Origin of the sequence: Synechococcus sp. PROS-9-1 (assembly GCF_014279775.1) — a bacterium.
Taxonomy (GTDB): domain Bacteria; phylum Cyanobacteriota; class Cyanobacteriia; order PCC-6307; family Cyanobiaceae; genus Synechococcus_C.
The window spans coordinates 2239421-2255629 of the sequence record NZ_CP047961.1 but is presented as its reverse complement, the minus strand read 5'-3'; the positions used below and the strand labels follow the sequence as shown (position 1 = coordinate 2255629).

Sequence of the window (16209 nt, the reverse complement as noted above, 5' to 3'; positions counted from 1 at the left end):
TCAGGCGGCGATGTTGTTCCTCTGCCCTTGTCGATCGGTTCGCAAGGCCAGAGGAACAATCTCGGCTTCCGGCGGAGCTGCCATTAAGTGCTGAGCCTGGGCTAACAACCGATAGCGCTCCAAGAGCGGTTCCAATCTCTGTTGGAATTTGCGTTCAAAGAGGTCGGGAAGTTCGCTGAGCAGCGTTTCGTAGTCCCTGACCTGCTGTTCAAGTTCATTCACCCTGGCTCTCAGTGCTTCGACGTCGCCACTGGGGGGTCGAGCGGCTTTCCAGACCGGGGGGGGGGGAGCAATAGCTGGGGTCCTGATCGGCCATGGGCGGACCTTATCGCCCGTCCATGGCTTGCACAATGGCGACTAGGCAGGAGTAGCAGCTTCAGGTTCGGCTGGTGCTTCTGTTCCAGGTGCGACGCGAGGAGCAGGCAACGGACCTTCTTGTTTCACGGTCAGATAGCGAATCACATCTTCACTGAGACGCATTGCTTTTTCGATCACGCCCACTTGTTGGCCATCACCGTTGTGGCTCAGCTGCACGTAGATGCCTTCCTTATGCTTGGCGATCGGATAGGCCAGACGACGCTTGCCTTTCATTTGGTTGTCGAGAACCTCGGCACCCGTTTCAGTCAAGATGTCGCGGTACTTGGTCACGTGAGACTCAACTTCCTCTTCCGGAATGTCCGGACGGAGGATGTACATGGTCTCGTAATAAGGCTGTTGGGTCATGGAGACAGATCCGACGGGGACTGAAGGCTCAGTGAATGAGCGACGGATCTACCACCATATCGCCTGGTGTTATGGAGCTCAGTACAACTGCATGCGAACCGCTTGACTTAGACCCGGTAGGTCGGGCTCACGACCTCGAGAACACTCGATTAGGGCAAAGATCACGACCGCCAGAACACCCACCACCACAGTGCTGGAAAGGGTGCGCATCATCAGTCCGCCACCGATGGGCAGGATGGCGAACGCATAGCTAATGATCACCACCACGATGTCAACCAACAGTGCTTGCAAGGTGTTGAAGCGAATGAAGTAAGGAACGTTTGGATTCCTCACCACCGCCAAGAACAGCAAGAAAAACACCAGAAGGTTCCCCAGACCGAAAGGAATCCCCCGTTCCAAAATGAACAGAGGCAAGGCCGGCAGGGTCAGCCACTGCAACACAGGGAACTGAATCAGCAGATGTTGGCCGATGGGGATGGCATCGCTCCACGGCAAGACATAAACCAACAAACCAAGCAGGCGCTGCCAGATGGGGATGGGCACAGGTTGAAGCGGGTGAATGCTTTCAGGCTAGGTGGCGTTTACGGATGGCTCAGGTTTTTGAGTGCTGCTTCCCGCATCGCTTCCACCGGAACCTCATCCATGCCGCTCCAACAGCGGAGAGCAGCGGCCCCTTGCTGCACAAGCATCTCTAGGCCGTCATAGGTGCGGCAGCCCAACGCCTCCCCGCGTTGCAGCCATGGCGTGGGCCGAGGTGTGTAGATGAGGTCGTAGAGCACGGTGTGAGCGGTGAGGTTGTTCCAGATGTCCACGCCGAGCGGCAGAACGGGACCTTGATCAGGCTGATGGCTGCTCATGCCAATGGGGGTGGTGTTGACCACTAGATCCGCTTGCTTAATTCGGGTTTGAAGTTGTGGGTCGTTGTCCAAAAGAGGGAGTAACTGAACACTGTTGGCAGGTCTTCCTTGCTGGAGATCGCTGCAAAACGGTTGGAGTGTTTCAGCCCGACGCCCCACGATTGTGATTTCGCTTGGGTTTAAATCTTGCAAACCCGCTACAACCGCTCGGGCGCTGCCACCACAACCCAACACCACAGTTCGCGTTCCGTTCCAGTCCCCGTTGTTGTGTAGGAGCGGGGCCAAAAAGCCCTCTACATCGGTGTTATGTCCTTGCCAGCCACCATTGGGCAATGGAATCATGGTGTTAACGGCCCCGAGCCGTTGAGCCAGCGGACTGAGTTCGTCACAGAGCAGGGAGACGGCCTGTTTATGCGGGATGGTGACGTTGAGGCCACGGCAGCCCACGGCCTCCAGCCCCTTGAGCACGGTGGCGAGATTATTAGCGTTGCAGGGCAGTGCCAGGAAGCTCCAGTCGAGCCCCATCGCCTTCAGGGCTGCGTTTTGCATCACCGGTGAGAGTGAGTGGCTCACTGGTTGTCCCAACAGTGCGACCAGTGCTGTGGTTCCGCTGATCATTCCTTTGTTTGGCAGTCCGTGACCAGCCTGCCGTTCGGGCTGTTCGGGAACCACACCTCGCCTCTTGGTGATGTCTCTGACGAAGATGCACAAGTTCTAGTCACACTTTTTCAAGGGATAGGAGGGCACTGATGGGCAAGGTTGTCGGCATTGATTTAGGTACCACCAACAGTTGTGTCTCGGTGATGGAGGGCGGCAAGCCCACCGTGATCGCCAATGCTGAGGGCTTCCGCACCACTCCATCGGTGGTGGCCTATACAAAAAATCAGGATCAGCTGGTCGGTCAGATCGCGAAGCGTCAAGCGGTGATGAACACCGACAACACGTTTTATTCCGTCAAACGTTTCATCGGACGCCGCGTTGATGAAGTGAATGATGAATCCAAAGAGGTGAGTTATTCCGTCGAGAAGTCGGGTTCCAACGTCAAAGTTAAGTGTCCCGTTCTCGACAAGCAGTTCGCCCCTGAAGAGGTGAGTGCACAGGTGCTGCGCAAGCTGGCCGAAGATGCCGGTAAGTATCTCGGGGAAACCGTGACCCAAGCGGTCATTACCGTTCCCGCTTACTTCAACGATTCCCAGCGCCAGGCCACCAAAGACGCCGGCAAGATCGCCGGCCTGGAAGTGCTGCGCATCATTAATGAGCCAACGGCTGCGGCATTGGCTTACGGCCTCGATAAAAAAAGCAACGAACGCATCCTCGTGTTCGACCTTGGCGGCGGCACCTTTGATGTGTCGGTGCTCGAAGTTGGAGATGGTGTTTTTGAAGTGCTCTCCACCTCTGGTGATACGCACCTTGGTGGTGATGATTTCGACAAGGTGATTGTCGACCACCTCGCCAACAGTTTCAAATCCAACGAAGGCATCGATCTACGTCAGGACAAGCAGGCTCTGCAGCGTCTGACAGAAGCTGCTGAGAAGGCGAAAATTGAGCTGTCGAGTGCGACCCAGAGCGAAATTAATTTGCCCTTCATTACGGCGACCCCGGAAGGTCCAAAGCATCTCGATCTCACGCTGACGCGCGGCAAGTTTGAAGAGCTGGCTTCCACCTTGATCGATCGTTGTCGCATCCCGGTTGAGCAGGCTCTGAAAGATGCAAAGCTCTCATCCAGTGAGCTTGACGAGATTGTGATGGTGGGTGGCTCCACCCGGATCCCGGCTGTGCTCGAGCTCGTGAAGCGCACCACCGGCAAGGACCCCAACCAGACCGTGAACCCTGATGAGGTGGTGGCGATCGGAGCCGCTATTCAAGGCGGTGTGTTGGCTGGTGAAGTCAAGGACATTCTGCTGCTGGATGTCACACCCCTCTCCCTAGGCGTCGAGACGCTTGGTGGGGTGATGACGAAAATGATCACGAGGAACACCACCGTTCCAACCAAAAAAGCAGAGACTTACTCCACTGCGGTTGATGGTCAAACCAATGTTGAGATTCACGTGCTCCAGGGTGAGCGCGAGATGGCCTCAGATAACAAGAGTCTTGGCACCTTCCGTCTCGATGGCATCCCCGCTGCCCCTCGCGGTGTGCCCCAGATTGAAGTCACCTTCGATATCGACGCCAACGGCATCCTGAGCGTGACTGCGAAGGACAAAGGCAGCGGCAAAGAGCAGTCGATCTCGATCACTGGAGCCTCCACCCTCTCTGACAATGAAGTTGAGAAGATGGTGAAGGATGCCGAGAGCAATGCCAGTGCTGATAAGGAGAAGCGCGAGAAAATTGACCTGAAGAATCAGGCTGAAACTCTCGCGTACCAGGCTGAAAAGCAATTGGCTGAACTCGGTGACAAGGTTGATGCTGAGGCCAAGACCAAGGTTGAAGAGAAGGCCACCAAACTCAAGGAAGCGACTGAAAAAGAGGACTTTGAGTCGATGAAGACTCTTCTTGAGGAGCTACAGCAGGAGCTTTATACCGTTGGTGCATCTGTTTACCAACAGGCTGGTGCGGAAGCAGCAGCTTCTGGTGACGATGGTGCGGCAGCTAGTAACTCTGGCGATGGATCTAGCAATGCTGATGATGTCATCGATGCTGAATTCACAGAAACCAAGTAATTCAAGCCTTGGTTTTTGATTCAATCAGACTATAAAAAAAGGGGACATTGGTCCCCCTTTTTTATGCCTTCATTCCGCGTATTGCTGTTACTCCTTAATCGTATTCGCCGCTGCCTTGGCTTGAACGATCACCTCTGGGGGAAGGGAGACGTAGCCCAGCTCGGGTGCTTTCGCCTGTGATACCTCAGACAACATGTAATCGAACGTTGATTTGAGTACGGCCGTGTTGCTGCCGTTGCCGTTGGCGTAGGCAAGCACCCAAGTGAAGGTCACGATGGGATAGCCCTCCATAGGGTTGGCATTGCTACCGATGAGATTGGGTCCGAGGTCGATCGAACCCAAGGCTTTGCTTGCCGAGGCATTAGTGGGTACCACCTGTTGTCCTGAGCCGTTTTGAACAGCCGCCGCCTGTAGATCACCTTTGACGTAGGCCAGCTCGACATAGCCAATCCCGCCATCGATCTGGGTGAGTTGGGCGGCGACACCCTCGTTGCCTTTGGCACCCACACCTGTAGGCCATTGCACGGATTTACTGGCGCCTACAGCGTTGTTCCATTCCGGACTGATGGCAGAGAGATGCTTAGTGAAGTTGTAGGTGGTGCCAGAGCCATCAGAGCGATGCACCACCTTGATTCTTTTGGCTTCACAGCCCAACTCGCTGTAATCACGAATGGTGCCTAGAAAGATTCCAGCAAGTTGGGCTCGCGTGAGCTTCAATTCACAGCCTGGATTGTGGTACGCCACCGCAATGGCGCCGGCTGTCATCGGAACCTGCACAACGCCGCGATTCACTTTGTCAATGGCCTCTGCTTGCATGGGCTTGTCAGAAGCCCCGAAATCAACGGTGCCTGCAGTGAATTGACGGACTCCTGCACCTGATCCAACGGATTGGTAATTGACCTGAATGCCTTGGGGCGCCAGATCCTGGAACCAGCGTTGGTAAATCGCAGCTGGGAATGAAGCCCCTGCTGCTGCTAGACGGCCTTGTTGTTTGCTCGTTCCCTGATCGCTCGACGAGCAGGCAGCAAGACTGAAAGCGGCAGCAATGCCGATGAATGCAGTGCTGGAGCGGTTCAAAAAACGGCGAGGCATTAGGTCGAATGGGCGTTTTACTTGCATGTCAGCTCTCTATCTGAGGTGTCAAAGACCAATAAAAATTGAGTGAAGACAAGGTCAGGGGGCTTGAATCTTTGTTGTATTCATCATTTGCTGACCAACCCAGTCTGCAGTAGCAGGTGTCAAAAGAACTCCGTTTCGATAATGACCGCTGGCCAGAATCAAGCCTGGTTCCAACACCTCAAGCAATGGAGCTGGCCGTCCAGAGGGTCTGGCCCTTAGGCCGTGCCATTGATCGACGACCTCGGCCTGCTGCAGCCAGTTCGGTGCCAGGCCATCCAATCGGCGCATGATCGAAGCCTCCTCAGCAGAAGGTTCCTCACCTGGTTCCAGGGTTGCTCCAAGCCAGAGCCTGTCGCTTCCATGGCGAATCAGATTGACTCCGTTGCAGACCAGCACTGCTGGCCAATGATCCCAGGACTGGGCCGGGGCCGTCACTTGAAGATCCAGCACCTGGCCTAGAACCGCTTCCATCGGAAATTCGTGCCCAAGCGGTTGCAGCAACAGCGCACTGGCCAAGGCTGTGCAGATCACAACAAAGTGGCAGTGAGTGTTGTGTCCTGTGTCCAGTTCCAGGCGCCAGCGGTCTCCGTCACCAGGATTCGGTCGATGGAGTTGGGTCACGCGAGCAGGTATCAGACACACCTGTTGTGTTTTGAGGCTGCGTCTTAGTGCCCGTTGCAGGGCCAGGGGATCAATCCGGCCGTCGTTTTGGGAAAGTAAGCCTCCATGCCCAGGATTGGGCCAGGGAAGTGGATCAGATGTTTGCTGGAACGCTGTGCTCTCTGCGCTGAAGCTTTCGAGTCCAAGCTCGCTGCGTTGCTTGGCAAGGCTCTGCATGCGTTCTGATTCCAAGGGGCTAGAAGCCAGCTGGATCAGTGGAGTGTCGAGCTGCAGGGGCGTATCGGGATGGTTCAGCCTCTCCACCCATTGAGGCCAAAGTTCCATGCTGCGTTGTCGCAGACGCCAAGCCCGTCCGCTGGATCGACGAAACACGTTCCCCATCAAGACGCCAAGGGACGCAGTGGTGCCATTGATGGCTTGGATACGGCTGATGCTGCGCTGAATCGGCGCGTCTAATGACGGATCGATCAACGTGACGTTGTGTCCTTGACGGGCCAGATGCCAAGCCGTGCCGGCGCCGACGGCACCAGCACCAATCACGGCAATCGAGGTAATCAGCTCAGAGCTTCGGCGGGAATGACGCGAGCGTAATTTGCAAAACCCGTTGCAACGGATGTGTAGGCCTTTTGCAAGCGTGTTCCTTCTTGGAGACGAGCTGCCTCATCCACGTCAGCGAGAGCTTCTTTGAGCTTGGTTGCCAGTTTGTTGGCTTCGGCGCGATCGTTTGGAAGGAGGCGTTGGTTGATGTACAACATCTCGCGACCGACCTCTTGCATGGGTCCGTGAATCAGGTTGCGGGTGAAGGTCCAATCGCGCTGATTGACGAGGACTGCCAGGTCTGGGAGGCGTTCCTGGGCCTGCGTGAATCCCTCAGCCTGCCTGCGGATCACCGCCATGTCTTCAGGGCTAATCGTTGGGGGCTTGGCATTGCCATTACCGCTGCAGGCCGCGAGGCCGAAGCACAGGCACACGCAGAGGCAAAACGCAGCGAGGCGACGTAGGGCGCTCAGCATGGGGAAAGGGTGATAGTGGAGGATGCGAGTTTACCTGCGTGATCTCGATCCCTGGGCACGCAGTGCCAAGAGAGAATGAACTTGTGAATGTCTGCTGAGCGTGAACGGGTCAACGGTCATCCTTCAACTGATCTGTCCTGATCGGTCAGCACTCGTGAGTGAGCTGGCTGGATGGGTGGCGGCCAATGGCGGCAATATTCGTCACGCTGACCATCACACCGACTCGGGTGCAGGGTTGTTTTTAAGTCGGATTGAGTGGGAGCTTGATGGCTTCGGATTGCCTCGGCATGCGATTGAGCCAGCGGTTCGTGCCCTCGCAGAGCGGCTCGGTGGTGAGGCACAGCTTCACTTCTCCGATGAGTTGCCCCGTGTTGCGATCTTTGTGAGTAAGCAGAGCCACTGTTTGCTGGATTTGCTCTGGCGCTCTCGCAGTGGTGAATTGCCGATGGAGGTTGCTTTGGTGATCTCCAATCATCCCGATTTGGAACCACTCTGTGGTGACTTTGGGGGGCGATTTGTTCATGTACCGGTCACGCCCGCAACCAAGCGAGACGCTGAGGCCCGCATTCTTGACCTCCTTGAAGAGCAGGGCATTGAGCTCGCGGTGTTGGCGAAATATATGCAGGTGCTGAGTGGCGACTTTTTAAAGCGCTTCCCCCAGGTGATCAATATCCATCACTCGTTTTTACCGGCGTTTAAAGGCGCTCAGCCGTATCACCGCGCCTGGGATCGTGGCGTGAAACTGATTGGTGCCACGGCGCATTACGTCACGGAACAGTTGGATGATGGTCCGATTATTGAGCAGGCCACCCTTCCTGTGAGTCACCGCGATGAGGTGGAGGATTTGATCCGCAAGGGTCGGGATACGGAGCGGTTGGCCTTGGCCCGGGCTCTGAGGTTGCATCTCTGCCGTCAGGTCATGGTGTATCGCGGCCGTACGGCGGTGTTCGCGTGATCCAGCGAATCGATGCGTTCCGGCCGCTTGAAGCGTCGCGTTGGGGTTGGCGATGTTTCCAGATTGGCTTGTTTTTCCTGCCCTCTTCGGCGCTGCTGGCCAGCCTGTTGTTGTTTCCCTCTCTGCTGATGAGCAGTTGGAGGAGTGAGCGTCCGTTTTGGCGTGACCCTTGGAATGCGCCCCTGTTTTTGGCGTCGTTTTTAATGGTGATCGGATGCTTTGGCTCCTATTCCGGATCCCTCGCCTGGGTGGGCATGGGGAACTGGTTGCCTTTCTTTTGGGCGTTTTGGGGCTTTCAGCCCTATGTCAGCTCGGCTGAGGCACGTCGTCGCTCTGCGCTTTGGTTGGTGGCGGGTAGCTTCCCAGTGGTGTTGACGGGTTTGGGACAACTGTGGTGGGGCTGGCAAGGCCCCTGGCAAGTCCTGGGTGGATTGATTATTTGGTTCATGACCCCTGGTGGCAAACCAGAGGGACGTCTGTCGGGACTGTTTGATTACGCCAATATCGCCGCGGCCTGGTTGGCACTGGTTTGGCCGTTGGCGTTGGCAGCTCTGATTCAACCGGGCCTGAGCAAGCTGCGGCGGGGTGTTGTTCTGGGCTTGGTGGTCGCTTTTGTGACGGCCCTCGTGCTTACGGAGTCGCGGAATGGCTGGGGCTCCTTGGTGCTGGTGCTACCGATTGTGTTGGGTCCGATCAGCTGGCCCTGGCTTGTTCCGCTGTTGGCTGTTGGTCTGGGGTTGGTGATTGTGTCTGTTGTGCCTGGGGTGCCGTTGTTGATTCAGGCCCCCGTGCGGTCGCTGGTGCCAGAGGGGATCTGGGGCCGGCTCAGTGATAGCCAGCACGCTGGCGAGCGTGCTCTTGCATCGACGCGCTTAAGTCAGTGGGGTGTGGCGGTTCAGTTGATTGCTGAGAGGCCGTGGCTGGGGTGGGGGGCAGCGGCTTTTTCGGTGATTTATCCGCTCAGAACAGGGAAATGGCATGGCCATGCGCACAACCTTCCCCTGGAACTGGGCATTGCCCATGGCTTACCGGTGGCGGCTTTGGTGGCGACGCTTGTGCTGGCCTTGTTGATCGTGGCGCTCCGTCGGGGGCTCACACGGTTGTTTGATCGTGCTTGGTGGGCAGCAGTGCTCACCTTGATGGTGTTGCACGGCACCGATCTGCCGTTTTTTGATAGCCGCGTGAATATTGCTGGCTGGATTTTGTTGGCGGGACTGCGCTGTTTGCTCAGACCGAGTCAGGAGGGGTGTCAGAAGGGGTGTCAGGAGCGTTCTCTGGACTCAGAGCTTGGCGTTGATGCTTGAGAAGCGTGTCGCTGGGCAGGGGACCATCAAGATGGCACCAAGGAAGAATGTGGTTGTCTGACCAGGTTTCATGCACGACTTCCTCCCAGGCGGGAGGGCGGGGCAATGGCACTCCGGCAGAGCTAGCGGGTTGTAATTCTTCCGCCCGTGCTGCGCGATAAGCCTTTTTCCAGCCGCCAAGACTCTCTTGAGAGCCCCTCACCGCGGCGATCACTGGAGCGAGTCGACGATCACTGCGGGAGAGCAGGGCTTGGATCACGCTCCAGCCGTAGCTCTCAGGTCGCAGTTCCACACCCTTTGGTTTGAGCCGTTTGGCGAGACGTTTGAGACGTTTGTCAGCCTCTGGCCTGACCCCTTGCCACTGAAATGGTGTGTGGGCTTTTGGAACGAAAGTGCTCACTCCCAAGGTGAAGCGCAGGCCTGGAGTTTGTTTTTTTAGATCCAGAAGTAGGTCGGCGGTGGCCTCGATGTCCTCGTCTTGCTCCGTGGGGAGTCCCACCATTCCGTAGAGCTTGAGGCTTTTCAGTCCACCTTCTTTTGCATACCAGGCGGCGGCGCTGATTTCCTCGCGGCTGAGTTTCTTATTCACGACGCGTCTCATCCGATCACTTCCGCTCTCGATGGCGATCGTCACCGACTTGCTACCGCGGCGACTCAAGGTTCCAGCTAATTGAGGAGTCACGGTGGCAGCTCGTACGGAGCTGACACTCACGCGCAAGTCATCAAAGCGGTCTTGGTCCAGCCACTGCAGCAAATCGCTGAATTGGGGATGTTGGGTCACCGAGGCACCCAGTAAGCCGAGACGACGGGTTGCCTTAAGCCCTTTCTCGACCGCAGGAATCAGGCCGTCATCAAGAGATGGGGTTCGGAAGGGCAAGGTGAGATAACTCGCCAAGCAGAAGCGACACAGTTCTGGGCAGCTGCGCACCACCTCCACCATGTGAATGTCGGGCCAGGCGGCTTCCGGGGTGATCACCGTGGAGTGACTCAGGCTGTTGCCCCTCCAGGTTTGTTTTGCGATTCGCTCAGGTAGATCTGCCTCTCTGGGTTTGATGCCCAGAAAGGCACCATCGGCACTGAACTGCGGAGCATGCAGATCGGGTACGTAGATGCCAGGGATTTGCGCTAGATAACGAAGGCGTTTCTGACGGGGTTCGTCCCGCACCTGTTGCAGGGCGTCGATGAAGGCGGGCAGCAGTTCTTCTCCATCCCCCAGGAGTACGACATCAAAAAATGGAGCGAGCGGTTCGGGGTTGGCCGTCAGAACGGGACCTCCACCGAACACGATTGGATCCTGATCACCCCGTTCATGACTCCAGAGGGGAATGCGTTGTTGTTCCAGGAGATCCAACAGAACAGGTCCATCAAGTTCCCAGCTCAGGGATAGGCCAAAGAGATCACAGCGACGGTGTTGAGGATCCCCTTGATCTGTAAAAAGCCGCCTCACATCGAGATCGGAGCGCATGGCCAAGCTGGCCCATACGAGTTGGTAGCCAAGGCTGGTGATGCCCACGGTGTAGGTGCTGGGGAAGGCCAGCACTGTTTTCAGTGCACCTACCTCGGCTACAGCTGGTTCAAACAGGAGGGTTTCGCGGTTCAGCAGAGCCCGTGCATCACGGTTTCATCCTGCAGGATCAACGGAGCAGGCAAAGCAATGGTTCGCTTTCCAAAGCGATTCGCAAAGACATTTTGATGGCTTATTTGGGCAGAGACGCTTATTGAGGATTGCTGTCTTGGGGGTCAGGTTCGTCGGGTTCGGATTGGGGCTTGGGTGGTTGAAAGGCCCGACGTACATTTTCGGCTTGGAGGTGAGCTTCCTCCAGCAACTCAAGCCCCATCTGTCGTTCGTAGATCGAGCGGTGATCAAACAGGCGTGCGATCAGAAAACTCACTAAGCAGGCCACCAGAATTGGTTTTAAGACCAGCAAATCCTTGGTTAGCGCGAAGGCCAAAAACATGGCCGTAATCGGTGTGCGTGAACAACTGGCCACGAAGGCTCCCATCCCCGCAAAGACATAGGTGCTCGGTACGTGGCCGGTGAGAGCTTCCACCCAAATCCCACAGGCGAGGCCGATGGCACCGCCCAGGGTGAGCATTGGGAAAAACAAGCCTCCGGGTGCACCAGACGCTGCTGCTAATCCCGTACTGAAAAACAGCACGACAAAAGTGCCGAGCGCCATTGGAATATCAGCTTTCCCATCACCGATGAGGTCTTGCAGGCCTTCTAGGTTGTGAAATGCAGAGGGGAGACATGCATACACCCCACCTAGCAGTGCTCCGCTGATCACCATGCGCAGAACGAGGCGGTCACCGAACCAACGATGCCCTTGTTTCTGCATGGCGATGACGTAGCGGCAATACAGCTCGGCCAAGACACCCACAACAACGCCCAGTCCGAGGAGGTATCCCAGATCTATTGGTAAAAAACTCACCAGTGGTTCGTATTCCTTCTCCAGCTGAAAGCCAAGGCCAGTGGTCAGCCCGCCGCCACTCGTGCTTAAACCCGCGAGCCCCAACACATCCGCCCAGGCATCTGCCAAAAAGGTGGTGACGATCACCAGCAGCATTACGACTGGCCTTACGGAGTGCAGTAATTCCTCAATGGCGTAAAAAAATCCGCCAATCGGAGCGTGAAACACAGCCGCAATCCCTGCTCCACCGCCCGCGGCGACGATCACGCGACGGAATGCCGCAGGTGCTCTTAGCCAACGGGCGAGTTGCCAGGCCACCGATCCCCCCATCTGAACAGCGGGACCTTCTGGCCCGAGGGGGAAACCACTGCCGATGGCGACAATTCCGGCAATCAGCTTGACCAAGCCCACCTTGAGACCCATCGGGACGGCCCGATGTTTCAGGAATCCCATGATGTGGGTGATTCCGGATCCACCTGCTGATGGTGCCAGCCGAGACACCAGCAATCCAGACACCAAACCACCTGTTGCGCCTAAGCCAGGCAGAACGGCCCAAGCAGGAAGGTCTGCCAGCAATTCCAGGCGCCAGGCACCTAAAACTTTGATGCCCAACTTGAACAACACTCCGGTGAGGGCTGCGCCAAGCCCCGTGAACATCAAGGCGAGCACAACAACCAGCCAGCGGCGTTCCAGCAGTCGGCGAATGCTCAGACTCGAACCGGATGGATCTTGTTTTTCTTTTAGGTCGCTAGCTGAAGTCATGGCTTTGAGCGGACGCCGTTCAGGCGCCGGCCATGACCTCCGCTTGTTCCGTAGCGCTCAGCACTCGGCCCTGTTCTACAAAGTTATCGATCTGGTCGAAGTTGAGATAGCGGTATAGCTCTGCGGACAGTGGGTCGATCTTTTCAGCGGCGATCCTTTGGTATTCATCGGGTGTGGGAATGCGCCCGAGCAAGGCGCAAACAGCGGCTAATTCGGCGCTGCCCAGGAAGACCTGTGCTCCTTTGCCAAGCCGGTTGTTGAAGTTGCGGGTGCTCGTGGAGAACACGGTTGTGTTGTCATCCACCCGGGCTTGATTGCCCATGCAGAGCGAGCAGCCTGGCATTTCCATTCGGCTCCCGGCCGCTTCAAACGTGGCGTAGTAGCCCTCTTGCTTGAGCATGTCCTCGTCCATGCGTGTGGGCGGGCAAACCCAGAGCCTTGCAGCGATGTCGCCGGCCTCTTCGAGAACTTTGGCCGCGGCGCGGTAGTGGCCGATGTTGGTCATGCAAGAGCCGATGAACACCTCTTGAACGGCTTCTCCAGCCACTTCGCTGAGCAGTTTCACGTTGTCGGGATCGTTCGGGCAGGCGAGAACGGGTTCGGTGAGCTCATCGAGATTGATCTCAATCACTTCGGCGTATTGAGCGTCGTTATCCGCTTGAAGGAGTTGGGGGTTGGCCAGCCAGTCCTCCATTACCTTGATCCGTCGCGCCAGGGTGCGGGCATCGCTGTAGCCGCGCGCAATCATGTTTTTGAGCAGCGCCACATTGCTGCTCAGGTATTCACCCACTGTGGCCTCGGACAATTTGATGGTGCAGCCTGCGCAAGAGCGTTCTGCCGTGGCGTCCGTGAGCTCGAAGGCTTGCTCCAGCTTGAGATCTGGCAACCCTTCAATTTCCATGATCCGGCCATTGAAGACGTTTTTCTTGTTGGCCTTTTCCACGGTGAGCAGGCCCCTTTGGATCGCGACCCAGGGGATCGCATTCACGACATCGCGGAGAGTGACCCCCGACTGAAGAGAGCCGCTGAACCGGACCAAGACCGATTCGGGCATGTCGAGAGGCATGGCGCCGATGGCGGCAGCAAAGGCCACAACGCCAGAGCCTCCTGGAAAAGAAATACCGAGCGGGAACCGGGTGTGGCTGTCACCCCCTGTGCCCACGGTGTCGGGCAAGAGCATGCGATTGAGCCAGCTGTGGATGATGCCGTCACCGGGGCGAAGGGCTACCCCGCCGCGTTGGGCAAAGAAATCAGGTAGATCCTTCTGGGTCTGCAGGTCCACGGGTTTGGGGTAAGCGGCGGTGTGGCAGAAGCTCTGCATCACCAAATCAGCGGAAAAGCCCAGGCAGGCCAACTCCTTCATTTCGTCCCGGGTCATGGGCCCGGTGGTGTCTTGACTGCCAACGGTGGTCATCAGCGGTTCACAGCTTGTGCCGGGACGGACGCCAGGAAGACCACAGGCTTTGCCCACCATCTTTTGGGCCAAGGTGAAGCCTTTGCCAGTGTCGGCAGGAGCGCTAGGCCGGATGAACGTTTCAGAAGGGGCGAGTCCAAGTTGGCTGCGCACCTTGTCGGTGAGAGCGCGGCCAATCATGAGTGGGATGCGACCTCCAGCACGAACTTCGTCGCTGATCGTGCTCGGCTTGAGTTCAAAACGACTGATCACCGTGCCATCGCGTTCGATCGTGCCGGCGTAAGGGCGAATCGTGATCACATCACCGGTGTTCAGATCGCTGACATCGCACTCAATCGGTAAGGCGCCTGAATCTTCCGCTGTGTTGAAAAAGATGGGTGCAATCTTGCCGCCAATGATCACCCCGCCAGCGCGCTTGTTGGGAACATGGGGGATGTCATTGCCGGTATGCCACAGCACGGAGTTGATGGCGCTTTTCCGAGAGCTTCCGGTGCCGACCACATCACCCACATAGGCCACGGGATGACCTTTTTTCTTGAGGGTTTCGATGGTGTTGAGTCCCTCTGGATCACGGGTTTCCAACATCGCCAGGGCGTGCAAGGGGATGTCTGGACGTGTGGTCGCGTGGGTGGCTGGTGAGAGGTCGTCGGTGTTGGTCTCCCCGTCCACCTTGAACACGGTGACAGTGATCTCTTTGGCAAGCGGATCTCGCCGGGTAAACCATTCCGCTGCAGCCCAGCTGTCCACCACCTGTTGGGCGAAACGGTTGCTGGCTGCCAGCTCCATGACGTCATTGAAAGCGTCGTAGACCAAGAGGGTGCGGCTCAGGCCTTGAACGGCACAGCTCGCAAGCGTCTCGTCGGGATGCTTGAGCAGCTCGATCAGTGCAGCGACGTTGTATCCACCCACCATGGTGCCGAGCAGTTGCACTGCCTCCAAAGGGGCCACCAATGGGCTGGATGCATTGCCTTGGGCCACGGCACTTAACCAGGTTGCTTTGACATAGGCCGCTTCATCGACGCCGGGTGGAATGCGTTCGTTCAGCAGCTGCAGCAAGGTCTGCTCGTCCCCAGCCGGTGGCTGTTGAAGAAGTTCCGTGAGGGCCTTGGTCTGAGCGGCATCAAGAGGAAGCGGTGGGATGCCCTTGTCTTCCCGTCCCTTGGCGTTCTCGCGATAGGTGCTCAGCATCGGTTTTGGCGGCGCAAACAGCGATACACACCATTGTTGTTGGTCAGCGTTCCACCCTGTTGTTTGTTGCGGTGGATCGGCTTGCGTAATCTGAACTGAATTTCAGGCCAAGGCATGACCACCACCCACGATCTCCATGTGGTGGACACGCGACCACTGATCCCTCCGGCTCTGTTGCATCGCGATCTGCCAATTGATCCAACGGCTTTAGAGACAGTGGTGACGGCTCGCAGCCGCATTCAAGCCATCCTGAGTGGCTTGGACCGCCGACTGCTGGTGATTGTTGGTCCCTGCTCTGTGCATGACGTGGATGCGGCTCGCGACTACGCCCGTCGGTTGGCGCCTTTGAGGGAGCGTCATGCCGCTGAGCTGGAGATTGTGATGCGGGTGTATTTCGAAAAACCCCGTACCACCGTGGGATGGAAGGGGTTGATTAACGATCCCCATCTCGATGGCTCTTACGACATCAATACGGGGCTACGGATGGCCCGTTCCCTGTTGCTTGATTTGGCGCGAGAAGGAATGCCCACAGCAACAGAGCTGTTAGATCCTGTTGTCCCTCAATACATCGCGGATCTCATCAGCTGGACAGCGATTGGTGCACGCACCACTGAAAGCCAGACCCATCGTGAAATGGCCTCAGGCTTGTCGATGCCCATTGGCTACAAGAACAGCACCGATGGCAGCGCCACGATTGCAATTAATGCAATGCAGGCTGCAGCCAAGCCCCATCATTTTCTGGGTATCAATCGTGAGGGCCATGCTTCGATCGTTAGTACCTCTGGAAACCCAAATGGGCACTTGGTTTTGCGTGGCGGAAATCGTGGAACCAACTACCACCTGGAGGCGATTCAGGAGTCAGCTGACGAACTGACGGGTGCTGGTCTGCCGGATCGCTTGATGGTGGACTGCAGCCATGCCAATTCGAGTAAAGACTTTCGCCGTCAGAGCGAGGTTTTACGGGCAGTTGCCTCTCAGGTTGATCAGAAGTCAGACCATGTCATGGGAGTCATGATTGAAAGCCACCTTGTGGAAGGCAATCAAAAGCTGTCTGCGGACAAGAGCTCTCTGACCTATGGGCAGAGCGTGACAGATGCTTGCATCAGTCTTGAAACCACTGCTGAATTGCTTGCAGAGCTCGCTGCTTCCGTTGCTCGGGCAAGGTTCAACTAAAACTCCGTT

At 56.9% G+C, this 16209-nt stretch carries 15 protein-coding genes; 4 read left to right on the top strand and 11 right to left on the bottom strand.

Features of this window, described 5'->3' with window-relative positions:
* The 4 genes from SynPROS91_RS11980 to SynPROS91_RS11965 form a co-directional block, all read right to left on the bottom strand.
* A complete protein-coding gene (locus tag SynPROS91_RS11980) occupies nt 1-222 on the bottom strand; it encodes a hypothetical protein (protein WP_255439826.1) in 222 nt (73 codons plus the stop codon).
* Between the two features lie 135 nt (nt 223-357).
* Nucleotides 358-723, bottom strand: coding sequence for a 30S ribosomal protein S6 (rpsF, locus tag SynPROS91_RS11975; RefSeq protein ID WP_186517247.1), 366 nt, complete (start codon nt 721-723; stop codon nt 358-360).
* A gap of 78 nt (nt 724-801) precedes the next feature.
* Complete coding sequence (locus SynPROS91_RS11970; RefSeq protein WP_186517245.1) at nt 802-1266, bottom strand: Tic20 family protein; 465 nt, start codon at nt 1264-1266, stop codon at nt 802-804.
* Between the two features lie 38 nt (nt 1267-1304).
* The gene (locus tag SynPROS91_RS11965; RefSeq protein ID WP_186519817.1) at nt 1305-2198 is read right to left on the bottom strand and encodes a shikimate dehydrogenase; all 894 of its coding nucleotides are present in this window, start codon (nt 2196-2198) and stop codon (nt 1305-1307) included.
* A 131-nt stretch (nt 2199-2329) separates the two neighbouring features.
* Here SynPROS91_RS11965 and dnaK point away from each other — a divergent pair, with 131 nt between their 5' ends.
* Nucleotides 2330-4240 (top strand): molecular chaperone DnaK, encoded by a 1911-nt coding sequence (dnaK, locus tag SynPROS91_RS11960; protein WP_186517243.1) that lies wholly within the window; start codon nt 2330-2332, stop codon nt 4238-4240.
* Nucleotides 4241-4327: 87 nt separating this feature from the next.
* On the opposite strand, the gene pstS is transcribed toward dnaK, so the two are convergent.
* Genes pstS through psbQ form a run of 3 tightly spaced genes read right to left on the bottom strand, consistent with a single transcriptional unit; the run spans nt 4328 to nt 6993 of the window.
* Nucleotides 4328-5359, bottom strand: a complete 1032-nt coding sequence (gene pstS, locus SynPROS91_RS11955) for a phosphate ABC transporter substrate-binding protein PstS (RefSeq protein ID WP_255439824.1) — start codon at nt 5357-5359, stop codon at nt 4328-4330.
* Nucleotides 5360-5413: 54 nt separating this feature from the next.
* Nucleotides 5414-6520 carry an FAD-binding oxidoreductase gene (locus SynPROS91_RS11950; RefSeq protein ID WP_186517235.1) on the bottom strand — a complete coding sequence of 369 codons (1107 nt, stop codon included), beginning with the start codon at nt 6518-6520 and terminating at the stop codon, nt 5414-5416.
* Nucleotides 6521-6534: 14 nt separating this feature from the next.
* Nucleotides 6535-6993 (bottom strand): photosystem II protein PsbQ, encoded by a 459-nt coding sequence (psbQ, locus tag SynPROS91_RS11945; RefSeq protein WP_186517233.1) that lies wholly within the window; start codon nt 6991-6993, stop codon nt 6535-6537.
* Nucleotides 6994-7093: 100 nt separating this feature from the next.
* On the opposite strand from psbQ, the gene purU reads away from it, so the two are divergent.
* Both purU and SynPROS91_RS11935 read left to right on the top strand, forming a co-directional pair.
* Nucleotides 7094-7948 (top strand): formyltetrahydrofolate deformylase, encoded by an 855-nt coding sequence (gene purU, locus SynPROS91_RS11940; protein ID WP_186517231.1) that lies wholly within the window; start codon nt 7094-7096, stop codon nt 7946-7948.
* Nucleotides 7945-9252 (top strand): O-antigen ligase, encoded by a 1308-nt coding sequence (locus tag SynPROS91_RS11935; RefSeq protein ID WP_186517229.1) that lies wholly within the window; start codon nt 7945-7947, stop codon nt 9250-9252. Before purU ends, SynPROS91_RS11935 begins: the two co-directional genes overlap by 4 nt.
* On the opposite strand, the gene SynPROS91_RS11930 is transcribed toward SynPROS91_RS11935, so the two are convergent.
* The 4 genes from SynPROS91_RS11930 to SynPROS91_RS12305 all read right to left on the bottom strand — a co-directional run bounded on the left by SynPROS91_RS11930 (nt 9176) and on the right by SynPROS91_RS12305 (nt 15143).
* Nucleotides 9176-10792 (bottom strand): radical SAM protein, encoded by a 1617-nt coding sequence (locus tag SynPROS91_RS11930; RefSeq protein ID WP_255439822.1) that lies wholly within the window; start codon nt 10790-10792, stop codon nt 9176-9178. The genes SynPROS91_RS11935 and SynPROS91_RS11930 overlap by 77 nt on opposite strands.
* A 175-nt stretch (nt 10793-10967) precedes the next feature.
* Nucleotides 10968-12425 carry a ClC family H(+)/Cl(-) exchange transporter gene (locus SynPROS91_RS11925; protein WP_186517227.1) on the bottom strand — a complete coding sequence of 486 codons (1458 nt, stop codon included), beginning with the start codon at nt 12423-12425 and terminating at the stop codon, nt 10968-10970.
* Nucleotides 12426-12444: 19 nt separating this feature from the next.
* Nucleotides 12445-15027 (bottom strand): bifunctional aconitate hydratase 2/2-methylisocitrate dehydratase, encoded by a 2583-nt coding sequence (gene acnB / locus SynPROS91_RS11920; RefSeq protein WP_186517225.1) that lies wholly within the window; start codon nt 15025-15027, stop codon nt 12445-12447.
* Nucleotides 15021-15143, bottom strand: coding sequence for a hypothetical protein (locus SynPROS91_RS12305; RefSeq protein ID WP_255439820.1), 123 nt, complete (start codon nt 15141-15143; stop codon nt 15021-15023). The genes acnB and SynPROS91_RS12305 overlap by 7 nt, the downstream gene beginning before the upstream one ends.
* Between SynPROS91_RS12305 and SynPROS91_RS11915 the strand changes: the two genes are divergently transcribed.
* A complete protein-coding gene (locus SynPROS91_RS11915; protein WP_186517224.1) occupies nt 15142-16200 on the top strand; it encodes a 3-deoxy-7-phosphoheptulonate synthase in 1059 nt (352 codons plus the stop codon). The two genes, SynPROS91_RS12305 and SynPROS91_RS11915, sit on opposite strands and share 2 nt — an antisense overlap.
* Nucleotides 16201-16209: the final 9 nt, after the last annotated feature.

Bases quoted from the DNA above. Each gene is read 5' to 3' on its own strand.
- SynPROS91_RS12305 (WP_255439820.1), bottom strand. From the start codon at position 15,143: ATGCCTTGGCCTGAAATTCAGTTCAGATTACGCAAGCCGATCCACCGC.
- SynPROS91_RS11965 (WP_186519817.1), bottom strand. From the start codon at position 2,198: ATGATCAGCGGAACCACAGCACTGGTCGCACTGTTGGGACAACCAGTG.
- dnaK (WP_186517243.1), top strand. From the start codon at position 2,330: ATGGGCAAGGTTGTCGGCATTGATTTAGGTACCACCAACAGTTGTGTC.
- SynPROS91_RS11915 (WP_186517224.1), top strand. From the start codon at position 15,142: ATGACCACCACCCACGATCTCCATGTGGTGGACACGCGACCACTGATC.
- pstS (WP_255439824.1), bottom strand. From the start codon at position 5,359: ATGCAAGTAAAACGCCCATTCGACCTAATGCCTCGCCGTTTTTTGAAC.
- rpsF (WP_186517247.1), bottom strand. From the start codon at position 723: ATGACCCAACAGCCTTATTACGAGACCATGTACATCCTCCGTCCGGAC.
- psbQ (WP_186517233.1), bottom strand. From the start codon at position 6,993: ATGCTGAGCGCCCTACGTCGCCTCGCTGCGTTTTGCCTCTGCGTGTGC.
- acnB (WP_186517225.1), bottom strand. From the start codon at position 15,027: ATGCTGAGCACCTATCGCGAGAACGCCAAGGGACGGGAAGACAAGGGC.
- SynPROS91_RS11925 (WP_186517227.1), bottom strand. From the start codon at position 12,425: ATGACTTCAGCTAGCGACCTAAAAGAAAAACAAGATCCATCCGGTTCG.